Genomic DNA, 15983 nt, shown 5'->3' on the forward strand with positions numbered 1-15983 from the left:
CGTCAGCGGACGACCCGCAGCCGCAGGCGTTGCTTCGGGCTGGTGCCGGCCTTGTTGGTGGCGGTGACCACGATCGCGTAGCGACCGGGCCGCAGGATCTGGATCCGCCCCACTCGCGCGGGGACGAGGAAGCTGCGCTCGCCCGCCTTCACCCTGCCGCTGAGTCGATAGGGGGTGCCCCCGGCCAGGGGTCGAACGACGACCCGCACCCGCGCCGCGGTCGAGAGCTCGAGCGTCAGCTCGGACTCGGTCGGCACCGTCCCGCGCCCACCCGACGCGCGGATGGTGCGGTGCTCCAGGTGGGCGCTGCTGATCGCGGGAGCGGACAGCGCCTCCCGGCAGCGAACGGTGCCGGCGTACGTGCACCGGGTCGCGTTGCCGACGGCGTCCGTGAGGGTCACCCGGACCGGCTGCGTGCTCGTGCCCCTGTGCTTGACCGAGGTGCCGGTGGCGGTGGTGCCGTCGGCGAAGGTCCACCTGGCGGTCCGGACCTTCGACCACACGTCGTGCGCCGTGACGGAGTACGACGTCCGCGCACCGGAGCGGCGCGACGTGATGCCCGTGACGACGGGGCCGGCGGCGTCGAGGCCGCGGGCCTGGACGACCCAGTGGGCGCCGTCGTGGCGCGACCACGCAGTGGTGGCGTTGCCGTCGGCGTCGACGACGAGCGCGGGGTTCCAGGCGTTGCCGCCCGGCTCGGAGAGGTCGACGGGGGAGGTCCACTCGCCACGCGCCGGAAGCCTGGCCGCCTGGACCGTGCGGGCGGTGTCGTCCTTCTTCCCGGCGAGCGACCACACGGCGGTGGCATTGCCGTCGGCGTCGACGTCGACCTGCGGGGTCCACGCGTCCTGCCCGGCGGCCGAGAGTGCGGTGCGGGTGGACCAGTCGCGACCGATGCGGCCGGTGGCTGCGGTGACGATCCACCCCGACCCGTCGTTCTCCTGCCAGACCGCGGTCGCGCGCCCCTGCGGGTCGACGACGACCTGCGGCGTGTCGGAGGCGTCGACCCCGGGGGAGGACAGGCTCGTGACGTTGATCCACTCTCCTGCTGCCGGTCGCGCCGCGGTCTCGACGACGTAGCTCGCGCCGGTGAAGCCGCCCCAGACGGCCGTGGCGTTGCCCGCCGGGTCGAGTGCGACGTCGGGGGTCGTGGTCGGCGCGGCCCTGGTGGACAGGTCGACCGGTGCCGACCAGGTCCCGGCGGTCCGGGTGATGGCCTGCACGCGGCTGCCGGCGGTCCAGAGCACGGTGGAGACCCCCGAGGCGGAGACCGCGACGTCGGGATTGCGGGCACCTGCCTCGGAGAGGTCCTGCGGAGCGGACCACGTCCCGTCGGGCTGCCGGGAGGCTGCCTGCACGATGAACGCACGCCCGTCGAAGTGCGACCACGTGGCGGTCACGGCCCCGTCCGCACCGGCGGCGACCTGGGGGAAGTCCGGCCTCTGGCTCAGGTCCCTCGACGCGTCGGACGCGACCTCGACCGGCGGGCTCCACGAGCCGCCGGTCGGCCGGGTCGAGGCGAGGACGACGCTCGAGCCGAGCTCGTTGCGGCGCCACACGACGGTGGCCGCGCCGCCCGGTTCGACGGCGACCTGCGGCTCGAAGATGCTCTGGCCCCCGGCGATGTCGACCGGGGCCGACCACGCCCCACCTGCCGGGCGCGACGACGCCTGGACGACGAGCTGCGTGCCGTCGTAGCGCGACCACACGGCGGTCGCGTTCCCGGCCGCGTCGACCCCGACGTCCGGGGTGTGGGCGTTCTGCCCCCCGGCCGACAGGTCGACGAAGACGTTCGTGACCGGTTGCCACGTCGGGGCTGCCGCCGTGGGTGCGGCGACCGATGTCGCTCCCACCACGCCTGCGGCGACCGCCACGACCAGCAGCTGCGTGCGTCGTTCCACCTGTTTCCCCCTTGTTGTCCTCGCGCTCGACGTCGCCGGATCGTGCCACGCGCGTCCGGCTCGCGCATACGACGAGCCCTTCTCCCGAAAAGTTGCGGAGGCCCACAGGTTCGTCACAGGCGCGCGCCACGTCCGGCACAGAGCGCGCCGCCAGTGTCTCCTCCGTGGCCGCCCCTCCCCCCGTGGGGCGGCCCACCAGACGAAGGCAGACAAGGAGACGTCCGTGCGCGTGGGTTGGCCCGGCAAGTGGTGGAGGACCAGGCGGAGCAAGGTGGTGGCGGCCGCGGCACTCGTGCTCGCCGTGGCCGCGAGCACCGGAGGATGGCTCTGGCTGCGTCCCGAGGCCGAGGCGGTGGCCACGTCGACGACGCAGACCGTCTCCACCTCGACCTTCGAGCAGACCGTCACCGCGAGCGGCACGCTGCGCGCTGCGAGGAGCGAGGACCTCTCCTTCGCCGTCGGCGGCACGGTGCGTGCCGTGCTGGTCAGCGAGGGCGACCAGGTCACGAAGGGTGCGGCGCTGTCCCGGGTCGACGCCACCTCGCTCGTCGCTGCGCGCACCGCCGCGCGGTCGTCGTACGACGCCGCGTTGGCGCAGCTCGACGAGGACCTCGACGCCGACGCGTCCGACGTGCAGGTGGCGGCGGACCGCTCCTCGGTTGTCGCTGCAAAGGCCTCGTGGGTCGAGGCCCGCGAGGCCGTCGACGACGCCGTCCTGCGTGCGCCGATCGCCGGGACGGTCGTCGCGCTCGACCTCGCCGTCGGCGACACCGTCGGCTCGAGCACCGGCTCCAGCAGCTCGACCGGCAGCTCGACCGGGAGCTCGACGGCCGGCGCCACCGGCTCGACCACCACCGGCACCGGCACCGGCACCGGCACCAGCTCCTCGACCCAGGTGACCATCGCGACCACGCGTCGCTTCGCGGTCGACGCCGAGGTCGCGGCGGCTGACATCGAGGGTGTGGCTGAAGGCCTGCAGGTCGAGCTCACCGTGACCGGCGTCGACGAGACCGTCTACGGCACGGTGACCTCGGTCGGTGCCGTCGCCTCCACCAACAGCAGCGGTGCGGCGGTCTTCCCGGTCGAGGTCGAGGTGACGGGCGCCCGCAAGGACCTCTACTCGGGCACGTCCGCCGACCTCTCGATCGTGGTCAGCCAGCGCACCGACGTGCTGTCCGTGCCGACGCAGGCCGTCCGGTCCGAGGACGGCCAGGCCTACGTCACGGTCGAGGTCGACGGCCGGCAGGAGCGGCGCGACATCGAGATCGGCGAGGCCTCGGGTGCGTCCACCGAGGTCACCTCCGGACTCGAGGAGGGCGACACCGTCGTCGTGCCCGGCTTCACCGGGCGGGGCGCTGGCAGCGGCACGGACGACGGCGGCCAGCAGGGCTTCCCGGGCGGCACCCCGCCGAGCGGGATGCCGGGCTTCCCCGGCGGCGGCCAGATGCCAGGAGCTCCCCAGTGAGCGCCATCATCGAGCTCGCCGGCGTCCGCAAGTCCTACGGCGCAGGGGACGCGGAGGTCCACGCCCTGCGCGGCGTGGACGCCCGGGTCGACGAGGGGGAGTACGTCGCCGTGATCGGCCCGTCCGGCTCCGGCAAGTCCACCCTCATGCACATCCTCGGCTGCCTCGACCTGCCCAGCGGGGGGTCGTACCACCTGGCCGGCGAGGACGTCTCCGGCATGACCGAGGAGCAGCTGGCCGACGTCCGCAACCGCCGCATCGGCTTCGTGTTCCAGCAGTTCCACCTGCTGCCGACGCTGTCGGCGATCCGCAACGTCGAGCTGCCGCTCGTCTACGCCGGCGTCCCGGCCGACGTACGACGACAGCGCGCCGGCGCGGCGCTTGAGCGGGTCGGCCTCGGCCACCGCACCGGTCACCGGCCGGGCGAGCTATCGGGCGGGCAGCAGCAGCGCGTCGCCGTGGCGCGCGCCCTGGTCACCGAGCCCGCGCTGGTGCTCGCCGACGAGCCGACGGGCAACCTCGACTCGACCTCGACGCGCGACGTCCTCGGCCTGCTCGACGACCTCCACGAGGCCGGCCGCACGATCGTGCTCATCACCCACGAGCACGAGGTCGCCGCCCGAGCCGGCCGCAACCTCGTCATCGACGACGGCGCGATCACCAGCGACGTACCTACCACCCGCACGGCCGCGGGGGTGGGCTCATGAGCTGGGCGGAGACCCTGCGGACCAGCCTCGAGGCCGTCCGCGCCCACCGGATGCGCTCGCTGCTCACGATGCTCGGCATCGTCATCGGCATCGCGTCGGTCATCCTCACCGTCGGCCTGGGCCAGGGCGCGCAGAAGGAGGTCCGCGACCAGATCGACGCGCTGGGCCGCAACCTGCTGATCGTCTCGCCGGGCAGCAGCACAGACAGCTCGGGCATGCGCGGCGGCTTCGGCTCGGCGTCCACGCTCGACCTGGACGACGCCACCGCCATCGCCGACGACACGGTGGCGCCCGACGTCGCCGCCGTCGCCCCCGTCACGACCAGCAGCTCCTCGGTCACCGCCGGCGACACGAACTGGACCACCCAGGTCTCCGGGACGACCACCGCCTGGCTCGACGTCCGGGCCCGCACCGTCGCGTCGGGGAGGTTCTTCACGCAGTCCGAGGCCGAGTCGGGAGCCGCCGTGGTCGTGCTCGCCTCCGACACCGCCGGCGAGCTCTTCGACCGCGCCAACCCGGTCGGCCAGACGGTCCGCGTCGGCGGCACCGCGCTGACCGTGATCGGCGTGCTGGAGGAGTCCGGCGCGTCGTCGAGCGGGACCTCGAGCGAGGACGACCAGGCGGTCGTGCCGCTCGCCACCGCCGCCCGGCTGACCGGGTCGTCGTCGACCTCGCTCTCGACGATCTACGTCGAGGCGAACGACGCGGAGTCGCTCAGCGCGGCCTACCAGGAGGTGCAGGCGCTCCTGCTCAACCTCCACGACGTCGGCGGCTCGGACGAGGCCGACTTCACCGTCGCCACGCAGGACTCGCTCGTCGAGACCGCGAACTCCACCAACGAGACGATGACCGTCCTGCTCACCGGTGTCGCGGCGATCTCGTTGCTCGTCGGCGGTATCGGCGTCATGAACATCATGCTCGTCTCGGTCAGCGAGCGCGTGCAGGAGATCGGCCTGCGCAAGGCGCTCGGCGCGACCCCGTCCTCGATCCGACGGCAGTTCCTGCTCGAGGCGTCCGTGCTGGGCCTGGTCGGCGGGCTGCTCGGGCTCGGCGTCGGCATCGTCGGAGCGCTGGTCCTGCCCTCGCTGATCGACCAGACCGTCACCGTCTCGGCGCTCGCCGCGGTGGGGGCGGTCGGCACCGCCCTCGCGCTCGGCATCGGCTTCGGCGTCTACCCCGCGGGCCGTGCCGCCCGCCTCACCCCCATCGATGCGCTCCGCAGCAGCTGAACGCGCCCGTCCGTCGTACCCCCGAACCCCTGGAGAAACCTCGTGAACAAGCACCTCACCCTCGCCCCGGCGGCCCTCGCCGTCCTGGCCCTGTCGCTGTCGGCGTGCTCGAGCAGCAGTGCCGACGCCTCCGATGCCTCGTCGACGGGGGGTGGCAGCAGTACGCCGTCCGCCGGCGCCGCGCCCGGCGGACCCGGCGGCGGCTTCCCCGGCGCCAGCGGCGAGGTCGCAGCCGTCCAGGGCGACGTCCTGCAGGTGCAGAGCCAGGTGTCGGGCCAGGTCGCGGTGACGCTGACCGGTGCGACCGCGATCACCACCCAGGTCCCGACCAGCCTCGACGAGCTCACCGTCGGCAGCTGCGTGGTCGTCATGAGCACGACCGCCGACGACGACTCCTCGACCGCCGCGACGACGGTCCGGGTCACCGACCCGGTCGACGGCGAGTGCACCGGTGGGTTCGGCGCAGGGGGAGGCGACCGGCCGTCCGGGGCGCCGAGCGACATGCCCTCCGACATGCCCAGCGACATGCCCTCCGACATGCCCAGCGACATGCCCAGCGACATGCCGTCGGGAGCGCCCGGCGGCGCTGGCGGCCCGGGTGGGATCGTCTCCGGTGAGGTCACCGCGCTCGACGACGGCGGCTTCACCGTCGCGGCGGTCGCGATGGTCGCGCCGGGCGAGGACAGCACCGACGCCACGACGTCGGACGTGACCGTCACCGTCGACGACGACACCACCCTCACCACCACGCAGGACGGCACGGCTGACGACATCGAGGTCGGCGCCTGCGTCTCGGCGCGGGGCGAGTCCGACGACACCGGTGCCGTCACGGCCGACACCGTCTCGGTGAGCGACAAGGTCGACGGTGCGTGCACCGTCGGTGGCTTCAGTGGGGCCATGGGCGGCGGCATGCCCGGCGGCCCGGGTGGCTCGGGCGACTCGAGCGACTCGGGCCAGGACGCCTCGTGAGGCGCCCCCGGGGGCGGGCAGGCTGGCTCGCCGTCGTCGGTGCCTCGTGCGTCCTGGTGGCGGGCGGCGCGACGGCCGCGAACAGCTTCGGGGCCACCACGACCGGTGACTTCCGCACGGCGACGGCGGCGACCGGATCGGTCGAGGAGCACCTCGCGCTGTCCGGCACGGTCAGCGAGAGTGGTCGCACCGACCTCGCGTTCTCCGGGTCCGGCACCGTCGCGCAGGTCCTCGTGGAGCAGGGGGACGAGGTGAAGGCCGGCCAGGTCATCGCCCGGACCTCGCGCACCGAGCTGCAACGCAGCCTGGACCGCGCCCGGGCCACCCTCGACGCTGCCCGAGCACAGCTCGAGGCCGACCTCGACGCTCAGGCAGACGCCGTCACCACGGCCACGACGGTGGCGAGCACCAGCGGATCGCGTACGACGACCGCGACCACCGCGGCCGTCGGGACCACGTCGTCGCCGACGATCACCACGGTCGCCGTGCGGACGGCGGCCGCGCGGACCGTCGCCGCGAGCGACGACCCGGCGGTGCAGGCCGCGCTGGCCCAGCTCGCGGCCCAGCAGCAGGCCGTCCTCACGGCGCAGTCGGCCGCGACGACCGCACTCGCCACGGCGAGCACCGCCCTCGAGGCGCAGACGACGACGTGCGCGGCCGACCCCGCAGCCCAGGCCTGCGCCGACGCCCTCGTCGCCGTCCAGGCCGCACAGCAGGCGGCGGCCACCGCGCAGCAGGACCTCCAGACCGCGCTCGACGCCCTCGGCAGCACCCTCACGACCGCGATCGCCGCCGTCGACGCTGCTGCAGATGCCGAGACCGGGACGCCCGCGCAGACGCCGACGCAGACGCCGAGCCAGGCGCCGACCGACGAGCCCGGCGAGTCCTCGACGGACCAGCCGGGTGACCAGCCGTCCGGAGAGGGCCAGCAGGGTCAGCAGGGCCAGCAGGCGCCCACCGGCGGCCAGGAGCAGGTGCCGGGCGGGGGCGCCGACCAGTCGATGCCGAGCGGAGGGTCGAGCGACGGGTCGAGCGGCGGCACGTCCGGCGGCAGCGTCGGGCAGTCCGTCACCGCCGCCACTCTCGCGCAGGACCAGGCCGCGATCGACCAGGCGAGGGCCGACCTCGTCGACGCGAGGCAGGCCCTCGCGGCGACCGAGCTCACCGCCCCGACGGCCGGCACCCTGCGCTCCCTCGACCTCGCCGTCGGGGACGACGTCACCGCCGACACGACCGTCGCCGTCGTCGTGGCCGCAGGAGCGACCACGGTGTCGGCCGAGGTCGACGTCGCCGACGTCTCGGCGGTGCAGGTCGGTCAGGACGTGGACGTCACGGTCCTCGGCGCCGACGACACGGTGGCCGGCGAGGTCACCTCGGTCGCGGCCGAGCCGACCAGCGGCACCACGACGTACGCCGTCGAGGCCGTGCTCGACGCCACCGACCAGACCGTCCCGCTCGGCACGCCGGCCTCCCTGGAGGTCGTCACCGCGTCGGTCGACGACGTCGTCACCGTGCCCACCTCGGCGGTGAGCACGTCGCCGATGAGCAGCGTGACCGTGCTCGCGGACGGCGCGACGAGCCGTCGTCAGGTGACCCTCGGCGCCCGCGGGTCGACCCGGACCGAGGTCACCGACGGGCTCGAGGCAGGCGACGTCGTGGTCCTCGCCCAGGTCGACGCCGACGTGCCCACTGGTGACACCACGACCACCACCAGCGGTCCCGGTGGCAGCGGGTTCAGCGGTGGCACGGGCGGCTTCGGCGGGGGAGGGTTCAGCGGACCACCCGGAGGGTGAGCCCCCGCGACTCGGCCGACCCGTAGTCGTTGGTGGCACGGACGCTCACGCGGTAGTGGCCGGGAGGCAACCGGACCCCGCCGATGCGCGCCCGGAGCCGCACACTGCGCTCTCCCTCCCGCAAGCCGTGCAGGTCGCGGCGTGCGACCCTGTCGCCCCGCGCGTTCCTCACCAGCACCCGGATGGCCGTCGTGCCAAAGTCGTCACGCACGCGGAAGTCCAGGCGCGTTCTCCGGGGCACGCCGGGCGTGAGCCCACTCGCGGACACCGTGCCGGGGCTCAGCCGCACGCGGTCGAGCGTCGGTTCCGAGTAGGACGGCTCCGGCGGGTAGGGGTTGGCGAGGACCTCCACCTCGGTGCCGCCCGTGCTCACGTTGCCGGACCCGTCGGTGACGGTGACGGTGGCCGTCAGCGTGCCGGCCTCGACGACGCGCCGCTGCACGGTCGTCCCAGAGGCCGTGAGGCCGTCGCTGAAGACCCACGCCACGGACGCGATGCCCGACTCGTCGTCGTGCGCCGTCGCCGTGAGGGCGATGGTGGAGTACGCGTAGGGGCGCAGGCACTCGCACCTCACCGAGTCGATCACCGGCGGTGTGGTGTCGGCGATCCGCGCCTCGACACCTGTCATCGGCAGGACTGCCACGGCCAGGACGGCGGACGCGACCAGCGCGGCCGCCCTCATCGGACCACCTTCAGGGTGAGCTTCTTCGCGGTGCTGGATCCGGCGGCGTTCTTGGCGACGGCGGTGACCTTCCACGTCCCGATGGTGAGGCGCTTCTTCTTCCCGAGCTTCGCGGTGAGGGTGAAGGCGTTCTTCCCAGCGGTGAGGTTCTTGGCGAGCCGTAGCGGCTTCTTCACTCCCAACTTCCTGAACGTCAGGGTGAGCCTCGACGCGGTCGTGACGGTGACGGTGACCTTCGCCCTCCGGTCCTTCTTCGGTCCGGTGAGGTGGATGGTGCCGGGCTTGAGCTTCAGCTTCGACACCGCCGGCCGCGCCGGCGTGGCGCCGGGTGCTGCTCCGACGGTGATCGTGCTCGACCGGGTGGTGGTGTTGCCGACGGCGTCGGCGACGGTGGCCGTGACGGTGTAGGTGCCGGGTGCGGACCAGGTGTGCGACACCGCCGCCCCGGAGGCGGTGGACCCGTCGCCGAACGACCAGGTGGTGCCGGCCACGGCTGACCACACGTCGTACGCCGCCAGCGACAGGTTGGTGGGCTGGCCGGCTGTCGCGGTGGCAGGCGCGCTGAATGCGGTCACGACGGGGCCTGCCCCGTCCAGGGCGGACGCGCGAATGCGGTAGACGGTCGTCCCCTCGCCCTTGTCTCCCCACGTCACGACGGCATTGCCGGAGGGATCCACGCCCACGGCCGGGATCGTGGGGGTGCCGCTCGAAAGACGGACTGGGGTCCGCCAGGAGCCGTCGCCCGCGCGCGTCGACGCCTGTGCCTGCGACTGATCGACTCCGGCGAGCAGCCAGGTCACCACCGTGTGTGCTCCGCGGCTGGCAACGGAGGGATACAGCCCGTTCTGGCCTGCCACGGAGATGGTCGTGCCGGGGGTCCACACGCCGCCCGGACGGCGGGTGCTGACCTGGGTCCGGTAGTTGGTGTTGACGAGCTGCGACCACGCCACCGTGACGACGCCGGCCGCGTCCACGGCCGCCGCGGGATCACCGAAGACGCCCTGGTTCGGGTCGGAGATGTTGACCGGGATGGACCAGCCCGAGCCAGGCGGTCGGCTGCTTGCCTGGATGCGCGCATTGGCACCGTCCGAGCGGATCCAGAGTGCCGTGGCGGTTCCGTCCTCGTCGACGGCGACAGTCGGCGCGGACGCGCTCTGGCCCGCATCGGAGACGGTGGACGCCACCGTCCAGTCGCCATCCGGGGCACGTGTGCTGCTCTGCACCCGGTAGTTCGTGCCGTCCGAACGGCCCCAGACGGCGGTCAGCCGCCCGGTGCCGTCGACACCTACGCTCGGCTGGCGGGCCGCGTTGCCCGCCTCGCTGAGGGTGGTCGGGGTGCTCCAGGCGCCGTTCGTGCCGCGCGAGCTCGCCTGCACGCGCCGGTTGGTCCCGTCACTCCTGACCCACAGGACGGTGGCGCGTCCGGTCCGGTCGATCGCCACGGAGGGGGACGACGCGCCCTGCCCCGCCTCGGACAAGGTCTCGGCCGCCGACCACCCACCGGAATCGCCGCGCACGCTGGCCTGGACCCGCGACGTCGTGCTGGGCCCGGACTCCCAGGCGGCCACGAGGTCGCCCCGGCCGTTGGCGGCCAGCTGCGGTGCGACCGCGGCGCCGACGTCGCCGGACAGCGTGAGCGCAGCGGACCACGTGCCCGCTGCCGGACGTGAGCTCGTCCGGACCACGAAGGCGGTGCCGGACTTGTTGACCCAGACCGCGGTGGCGTTGCCGGCTGCGTCGATCTCCACGACCGGGTTGTAGGCGTCCGCGTCGGCTTCCGACAGGTAGGTCGCCGGGAGCCAGGTCTCCACCGCCACGGCTGCCGGGGTGACGAGCGGCGCGCAGGCGAGCGCCAGCGCCGTGGCGATCGAGATCGATGCGAAGCGCGCCCGCTTCATCGGACCACCTTCAGGGTGAGCTTCTTCGCGGTGCTGGATCCGGCGGCGTTCTTGGCGACGGCGGTGACCTTCCACGTCCCGATGGTGAGGCGCTTCTTCTTCCCGAGCTTCGCGGTGAGGGTGAAGGCGTTCTTCCCAGCGGTGAGGTTCTTGGCGAGCCGTAGCGGCTTCTTCACTCCCAACTTCCTGAACGTCAGGGTGAGCCTCGACGCGGTCGTGACGGTGACGGTGACCTTCGCCCTCCGGTCCTTCTTCGGTCCGGTGAGGTGGATGGTGCCGGGCTTGAGCTTCAGCTTCGACACCGCCGGCCGCGCCGGCGTGGCGCCGGGTGCTGCTCCGACGGTGATCGTGCTCGACCGGGTGGTGGTGTTGCCGACGGCGTCGGCGACGGTGGCCGTGACGGTGTAGGTGCCGGGTGCGGACCAGGTGTGCGACACCGCCGCCCCGGAGGCGGTGGACCCGTCGCCGAACGACCAGGTGGTGCCGGCCACGGCTGACCACACGTCGTACGCCGCCAGCGACAGTGCGGCCGGCTGGCCGGCCGTCGCGGAGGACGGAGCGACGAACCCGGTGACGACCGGTCCCGCCGTGTCCAGAGCGGCGCCCTGGACGCGGGTGGTCCCGCCGCCCGCGGGTGCCAGCGTCCAGACGCTGAAGGCGTTGCCCGACGAGTCGAGGGCGATGGCCGGAAAGCTGGCAGTGGCGGCGGAGAGCGTGACCGGTGAGCCCCAGGGCTCGGCGACCCGGCGGCCGACCGCCTGGATCGTCCTGTTCTGGGCCGTGCCCTGCGCCCAGACCACGGTCGTGATCCCCTGAGGCCCTGCTGTGACCGACGGTGTCTCGGGGGTCACCGCAGGCGGCGACAGGTTCTCCGGGCTGCTCCACGCACCCTGGGGCTGTCGGCGGCTGGACTGCACCCGGAAGTCGTTGGCGACGCGGGCCACCCAGACCGCGGTGAGCGTGCCTGTGTCGTCCACCGCCAGCTCCGGTGCGGTGTTCAGACCGGCATCGGCGGCCGACAGTGTCGCGGGGACCGACCACGATCCACCGGCGGGTCGACTGCTGCTCTGCGCGCGGTAGACACCGGCGACCTGCATCCTCCACGTCACGGTGAACTCGCCGGCGTCGGAGCCGACCACCTGCGGGCTCGAGGCAGACAGTCCCGGGTCGGAGATGGCGGTGGGGATGGACCAGTCGCCGGAGGTCGACCGGGTGCTCTGCTGGATCCGGCTGTGGGTGCCGTCGAACCGGCCCCACACGGCGACGGCAGTCCCAGCGGCGTTCACCGCGACGTCCGGTGTGCTGGCGTCCTGACCCGGATCGCTCAGGGTGGTCGGCGCCGACCATGTCCCCGTCAGGGCTCGCGTGGAGGCCTGGGCCCGAAAGTTGGAGCCGTCGTAACGCAACCAGGTCGCGGTCACCTGACCGGATGCGTCGACGGCCACCCTCGCGTCGATCGCGCTGCCGCCCGGCAGCGAGATCGACTCTGCCGGCGACCAACCCCCGCCGGACGTCCGCGTGCTGGACTGCGTCCGGTAGTAGCCCGCGTCGGGCCAGGTCCAGACGACGGTCACCCGGTCGCCGCCGGCGACCACCTGAGGAGAGGTGGCGCTCTGCCCGGGCGGGGAGAGGGTCACCGGGTCCGTCCAGGCCTGGCCTGCCGGTCGCGTGGCCACCTGCACCCGGTAGGAGCCGTTGTCCTGCTGCAGCCAGCTCACTGTCGTGTTGCCGGCCTGGTCGACCGCCACGTCCGCACCGCTGCCGGTCACGTCGAGGCGGGACAGGTCGACGGCCGGAAGCCATGTCTCGGCCGCACCGGCGACCGGCACGACGGCGGCTGCGGCGGCCAGGGCGATCGAGCAGGCCAGCACGGCCGAGCACAGACGTGTACGCACGATGAAGTTCCCCCGGGTCGTCGCGGCCGCACCGTGCCACCGCTCGCCTGAGATTCCGACAGCGACCCAGAGGTGGCAAGGGAGGTCTAGACCGGATCGGCTGGTTGAATCGGGGCCATGCCACGCCTCGATCTCTCCGCCGACGTCGTCGCGCTCACCCGCCAGCTGGTCGACATCGAGTCGGTGAGCCACCACGAGCAGGAGATCGCAGACGCGGTCGAGGCCGCGCTGCGGACGCTGCCGCACCTCACGGTGACGCGTCGCGGGCACACGATCGTGGCCCGCACCGACCTCGGCCTCGGCGGGCGCGTCGTGATCGCCGGGCACCTCGACACCGTGCCGCTCAACGACAACCTCCCGGCCCGGCTCGAGGACGGCATCCTGCACGGCCTCGGCACCTGCGACATGAAGGGCGGCGACGCGGTGATGCTCAAGCTCGCCGCCGACGTCACCGAGCCCAACCGCGACCTCACCTTCATCTTCTACGAGGCGGAGGAGGTCGACTCGGTCCACAACGGCCTGCGCAAGCTCACCGAGTCCGACCCCGACCTGCTCGAGGCCGACTTCGCCATCCTCATGGAGCCCAGCAACGCCGCGGTCGAGGCCGGGTGCCAGGGAACGATGCGCGTCGACGTCCGGACCACCGGCGAGCGCGCGCACAGCGCCCGCAGCTGGAAGGGCGTCAACGCCATCCACCTCGCCGCTCCGGTCCTGGCCCGCCTCAACGACTACGTCGCGCGCCAGCCCGAGATCGACGGCCTCACCTACCACGAGGGCCTCAACGCGACCGGGATCCGCGGTGGCGTCGCCGGCAACGTCGTACCCGACGAGTGCGTCGTCGAGGTCAACTTCCGCTTCGCCCCCGACCGCAGCGAGGCCGACGCCGAGGCGTTCGTCCGCGACTTCTTCCAGGGGTACGACGTCACGGTGACCGACCTGGCCGCCGGCGCGCTCCCGGGTCTCGACCGTCCGGCCGCGCAGGCGTTCGTCGAGGCGGTCGGGGGAGGCGTGGCGCCCAAGTTCGGCTGGACCGACGTCGCCCAGTTCACGAAGCTCGGCGTGCCGGCCGTCAACTTCGGCCCCGGTGACCCGATGTTCGCCCACAAGCAGGACGAGCACGTCCCCGTCGAGCACGTCGAGCGCTGCGAGCGCATCCTCAAGGAGTGGCTGTCATGAGCACGTCCCCGGAGCCGGCCGACCGGATGACGGGCCCGGTGATCGAGCGCCGCGGCCAGGTCACCGAGGGCTCCACCACCGACCAGCACCTGCTCGACTCGCGCGGCCCGACCGACTGGGTCCACACCGACCCGTGGCGCGTGCTGCGCATCCAGGCCGAGTTCGTCGAGGGCTTCGGCGCGCTGGCCGAGCTCGGTCCGGCGATCGGCGTCTTCGGCTCGGCGCGCACCCGGCCCGACCACCCGCACTACGCCGTCGCGGAGGAGGCCGGGCGCAAGCTGACCGAGGCCGGCTTCGCGGTGATCACCGGCGGCGGCCCGGGCGCGATGGAGGCCGCCAACAAGGGGGCCTGCGAGGCCGGCGGCGTGAGCGTCGGGCTCGGCATCGAGCTGCCCTTCGAGTCCGGCCTCAACCAGTGGGTCGACAAGGGCATCAACTTCCGCTACTTCTTCGCCCGCAAGACGATGTTTGTGAAGTACTCCCAGGGCTTCGTGGTCCTGCCGGGCGGCCTCGGCACCCTCGACGAGCTCTTCGAGGCGCTGACCCTCGTGCAGACGCAGAAGGTCACGTCGTTCCCCATCGTGCTGATCGGCACCGACTACTGGACGGGCCTGCTCGACTGGCTGCGCGGGACCGCGCTGGCCGACGGCAAGATCAACGTCTCCGACCTCGACATGATGGTGCTCACCGACGACGTCGACGAGGCCGTCGCGATCATGGTCGCGGCCCGGGAGGACGGGCGATGACCTGGCTCTTCGCGATCCTGATCGTGCTCGCGATGGGCGGGGTCGCCCTCGTGGCCTCCGGCCGCGGCGGGTCGATGGCGCCGGCGTACGACGACCGGCCCGACGTGGTGCTGCCCACCGATCGCCCGGTCGGGGCCGAGGACCTGCGCAGGGTGCGGTTCTCCCTCGCGGTCCGCGGCTACCGGATGTCCGAGGTCGACGCCCTGCTCGCCCGGCTGGCGACCGAGCTCGAGGACGCGCGGGCCGAGGGTCGCCCGGACGCCGGCGACGACGCGTCTGGCGACGCGCCGAGCGTCTAGGGCAGACTGCCCCGTCATGTCGTTCCAGATCGTCGTGTGGATCCTCACGGCCCTCGCGGCCGTGGCGATCGTGCTGACCCGGCTCCGCCTCCGCGGCGACGGCTCGGCGGGCCAGTTCTCCATCAGCCGACGCCTGCCGGTCGCGCACTTCGTGTTCGGCACGGTGGCGCTCGTGCTCTGGCTCGGCGTCCTGGTCTCGCCGGAGGACAGCTTCACCGGCGGACCGTTGTTCGGCATCCTCGCCATCGCGTGCTGGTGGGTCACCGCCGTGTGCGGGATCCTGGTCCTGGCCCGCTGGCTGCCGTCGCGCGGCCGGCACGTCCCCGACGCCGAGGGCGACAGCTGGAGCGACGGCCCCGGACTCTCCCTGCTGGCGCACCTCGGCATGGTCGTCGGGGTGCTGGTCTTCACCTACGCCTACCTCACGGCCGCGGTCTGATGCACCGCCTGCTGGTCGGCCTGATCGCGACCGCAGGCCTGCTCGTCGGCGGCCTGGTGGCGCCCGGCCCGGCCGGCGCCGTGGAGGCCGACCCGGGTGGGCGCCCTGCCGTCGTCGAGGTCCGCACGATCGGTCGATCCGTGCAGGACCGCGCGATCCGGGCGTGGCGGCTGGGCGAGCCCGGCAAGCGGCGGATCGTGCTGATCTCCACGATGCACGGCAACGAGCCGCACACCCGCAGGATCCTGGAGACGCTGCGCGACGGACGGCGGATCAGGGGCGTCGACCTCTGGGTGATCCCGACGTACAACCCCGACGGGCTCGCGCGCGGCACCCGGCGCAACGCCCGCGGCGTCGACCTGAACCGCAACTTCCCCTACCGCTGGGCCGACCTCGACGGCAGCTACGAGTCGGGTCGCCGCCCGGGCAGCGAACCCGAGACCCGCGCCGTCATGGACTTCCTCACCGAGATCGACCCGATGCGCGTGATCAGCTTCCACCAACCGCTCAACGGCGTGGACACCGACACCAAGGACCCGCGCTTTGCCCGCCGGCTGGCCCGCGCGCTGCGGCTCCCGCGCACGCGACTCGACTGCGGCAGCCTGTGCCACGGCACGATGACGATGTGGTTCAACCACGAGTTCCGCGGCGCCGCGCTCACCGTCGAGTACCCCGGCCACCCCTCCCGCCACCGCATGGTCGTCGAGGCGCCCCGCCAGCTGCTCGGCGTGCTCCACGCCCACCGCGGCCGGAAGCGGTAGTCCGCATCCCGAGTGGTGGGGAG

Annotated in this window: 14 protein-coding genes; 10 read left to right on the plus strand and 4 right to left on the minus strand. The window is 73.3% G+C overall.

Annotated features, from left to right (window positions below):
• Positions 1-2: 2 nt before the first annotated feature.
• The gene (locus EUA93_RS12415; protein ID WP_129400420.1) at positions 3-1901 is read right to left on the minus strand and encodes a PKD domain-containing protein; all 1899 of its coding nucleotides are present in this window, start codon (positions 1899-1901) and stop codon (positions 3-5) included.
• A 223-nt stretch (positions 1902-2124) separates the two neighbouring features.
• Here EUA93_RS12415 and EUA93_RS12420 point away from each other — a divergent pair, with 223 nt between their 5' ends.
• The 5 genes from EUA93_RS12420 to EUA93_RS12440 are packed head-to-tail and all read left to right on the plus strand — an operon-like array spanning position 2125 to position 8064.
• On the plus strand, positions 2125-3366 hold the full coding sequence (locus EUA93_RS12420) for an efflux RND transporter periplasmic adaptor subunit (RefSeq protein WP_129400421.1): 1242 nt from the start codon (positions 2125-2127) through the stop codon (positions 3364-3366).
• A 5-nt stretch (positions 3367-3371) separates the two neighbouring features.
• Positions 3372-4073, plus strand: a complete 702-nt coding sequence (locus EUA93_RS12425) for an ABC transporter ATP-binding protein (protein ID WP_165355189.1) — start codon at positions 3372-3374, stop codon at positions 4071-4073.
• Positions 4070-5302, plus strand: coding sequence for an ABC transporter permease (locus EUA93_RS12430; protein ID WP_129400423.1), 1233 nt, complete (start codon positions 4070-4072; stop codon positions 5300-5302). Before EUA93_RS12425 ends, EUA93_RS12430 begins: the two co-directional genes overlap by 4 nt.
• Before the next feature lie 42 nt (positions 5303-5344).
• Positions 5345-6271 carry a hypothetical protein gene (locus EUA93_RS12435; protein ID WP_129400424.1) on the plus strand — a complete coding sequence of 309 codons (927 nt, stop codon included), beginning with the start codon at positions 5345-5347 and terminating at the stop codon, positions 6269-6271.
• Positions 6268-8064, plus strand: a complete 1797-nt coding sequence (locus tag EUA93_RS12440; protein ID WP_129400425.1) for an efflux RND transporter periplasmic adaptor subunit — start codon at positions 6268-6270, stop codon at positions 8062-8064. Before EUA93_RS12435 ends, EUA93_RS12440 begins: the two co-directional genes overlap by 4 nt.
• On the opposite strand, the gene EUA93_RS12445 is transcribed toward EUA93_RS12440, so the two are convergent.
• The 3 genes from EUA93_RS12445 to EUA93_RS22050 are packed head-to-tail and all read right to left on the minus strand — an operon-like array spanning position 8042 to position 12539.
• Positions 8042-8746 carry a PKD domain-containing protein gene (locus EUA93_RS12445; RefSeq protein ID WP_129400426.1) on the minus strand — a complete coding sequence of 235 codons (705 nt, stop codon included), beginning with the start codon at positions 8744-8746 and terminating at the stop codon, positions 8042-8044. The two genes, EUA93_RS12440 and EUA93_RS12445, sit on opposite strands and share 23 nt — an antisense overlap.
• A complete protein-coding gene (locus tag EUA93_RS12450) occupies positions 8743-10644 on the minus strand; it encodes a PKD domain-containing protein (protein ID WP_129400427.1) in 1902 nt (633 codons plus the stop codon). The genes EUA93_RS12445 and EUA93_RS12450 overlap by 4 nt, the downstream gene beginning before the upstream one ends.
• A complete protein-coding gene (locus EUA93_RS22050; RefSeq protein WP_129400428.1) occupies positions 10641-12539 on the minus strand; it encodes a PKD domain-containing protein in 1899 nt (632 codons plus the stop codon). The genes EUA93_RS12450 and EUA93_RS22050 overlap by 4 nt, the downstream gene beginning before the upstream one ends.
• Positions 12540-12656: 117 nt before the next feature.
• Here EUA93_RS22050 and dapE point away from each other — a divergent pair, with 117 nt between their 5' ends.
• Genes dapE through EUA93_RS12480 form a run of 5 tightly spaced genes read left to right on the plus strand, consistent with a single transcriptional unit; the run spans position 12657 to position 15960 of the window.
• Positions 12657-13715 carry a succinyl-diaminopimelate desuccinylase gene (gene dapE, locus EUA93_RS12460; protein WP_129400429.1) on the plus strand — a complete coding sequence of 353 codons (1059 nt, stop codon included), beginning with the start codon at positions 12657-12659 and terminating at the stop codon, positions 13713-13715.
• A complete protein-coding gene (locus EUA93_RS12465; protein WP_129400430.1) occupies positions 13712-14461 on the plus strand; it encodes an LOG family protein in 750 nt (249 codons plus the stop codon). Before dapE ends, EUA93_RS12465 begins: the two co-directional genes overlap by 4 nt.
• Positions 14458-14760: a DivIVA domain-containing protein gene (locus EUA93_RS12470; protein ID WP_129400431.1), complete on the plus strand. Its 303-nt coding sequence runs from the start codon at positions 14458-14460 to the stop codon at positions 14758-14760. Before EUA93_RS12465 ends, EUA93_RS12470 begins: the two co-directional genes overlap by 4 nt.
• Before the next feature lie 16 nt (positions 14761-14776).
• Positions 14777-15199, plus strand: a complete 423-nt coding sequence (locus EUA93_RS12475) for a hypothetical protein (RefSeq protein WP_129400432.1) — start codon at positions 14777-14779, stop codon at positions 15197-15199.
• Positions 15199-15960 (plus strand): M14 family zinc carboxypeptidase, encoded by a 762-nt coding sequence (locus EUA93_RS12480; RefSeq protein WP_129400433.1) that lies wholly within the window; start codon positions 15199-15201, stop codon positions 15958-15960. The genes EUA93_RS12475 and EUA93_RS12480 overlap by 1 nt, the downstream gene beginning before the upstream one ends.
• Positions 15961-15983: the final 23 nt, after the last annotated feature.

This window comes from Nocardioides oleivorans (genome assembly GCF_004137255.1).
Taxonomy (GTDB): Bacteria; Actinomycetota; Actinomycetes; order Propionibacteriales; family Nocardioidaceae; genus Nocardioides; species Nocardioides oleivorans.

What these genes read in the sequence shown, in the direction of transcription:
- EUA93_RS12430 (WP_129400423.1), top strand. Translation starts at nt 4,070, where the DNA reads ATGAGCTGGGCGGAGACCCTGCGGACCAGCCTCGAGGCCGTCCGCGCC.
- EUA93_RS12445 (WP_129400426.1), bottom strand. Translation starts at nt 8,746, where the DNA reads ATGAGGGCGGCCGCGCTGGTCGCGTCCGCCGTCCTGGCCGTGGCAGTC.
- EUA93_RS12450 (WP_129400427.1), bottom strand. Translation starts at nt 10,644, where the DNA reads ATGAAGCGGGCGCGCTTCGCATCGATCTCGATCGCCACGGCGCTGGCG.
- dapE (WP_129400429.1), top strand. Translation starts at nt 12,657, where the DNA reads ATGCCACGCCTCGATCTCTCCGCCGACGTCGTCGCGCTCACCCGCCAG.
- EUA93_RS12465 (WP_129400430.1), top strand. Translation starts at nt 13,712, where the DNA reads ATGAGCACGTCCCCGGAGCCGGCCGACCGGATGACGGGCCCGGTGATC.
- EUA93_RS12470 (WP_129400431.1), top strand. Translation starts at nt 14,458, where the DNA reads ATGACCTGGCTCTTCGCGATCCTGATCGTGCTCGCGATGGGCGGGGTC.
- EUA93_RS12475 (WP_129400432.1), top strand. Translation starts at nt 14,777, where the DNA reads ATGTCGTTCCAGATCGTCGTGTGGATCCTCACGGCCCTCGCGGCCGTG.
- EUA93_RS12480 (WP_129400433.1), top strand. Translation starts at nt 15,199, where the DNA reads ATGCACCGCCTGCTGGTCGGCCTGATCGCGACCGCAGGCCTGCTCGTC.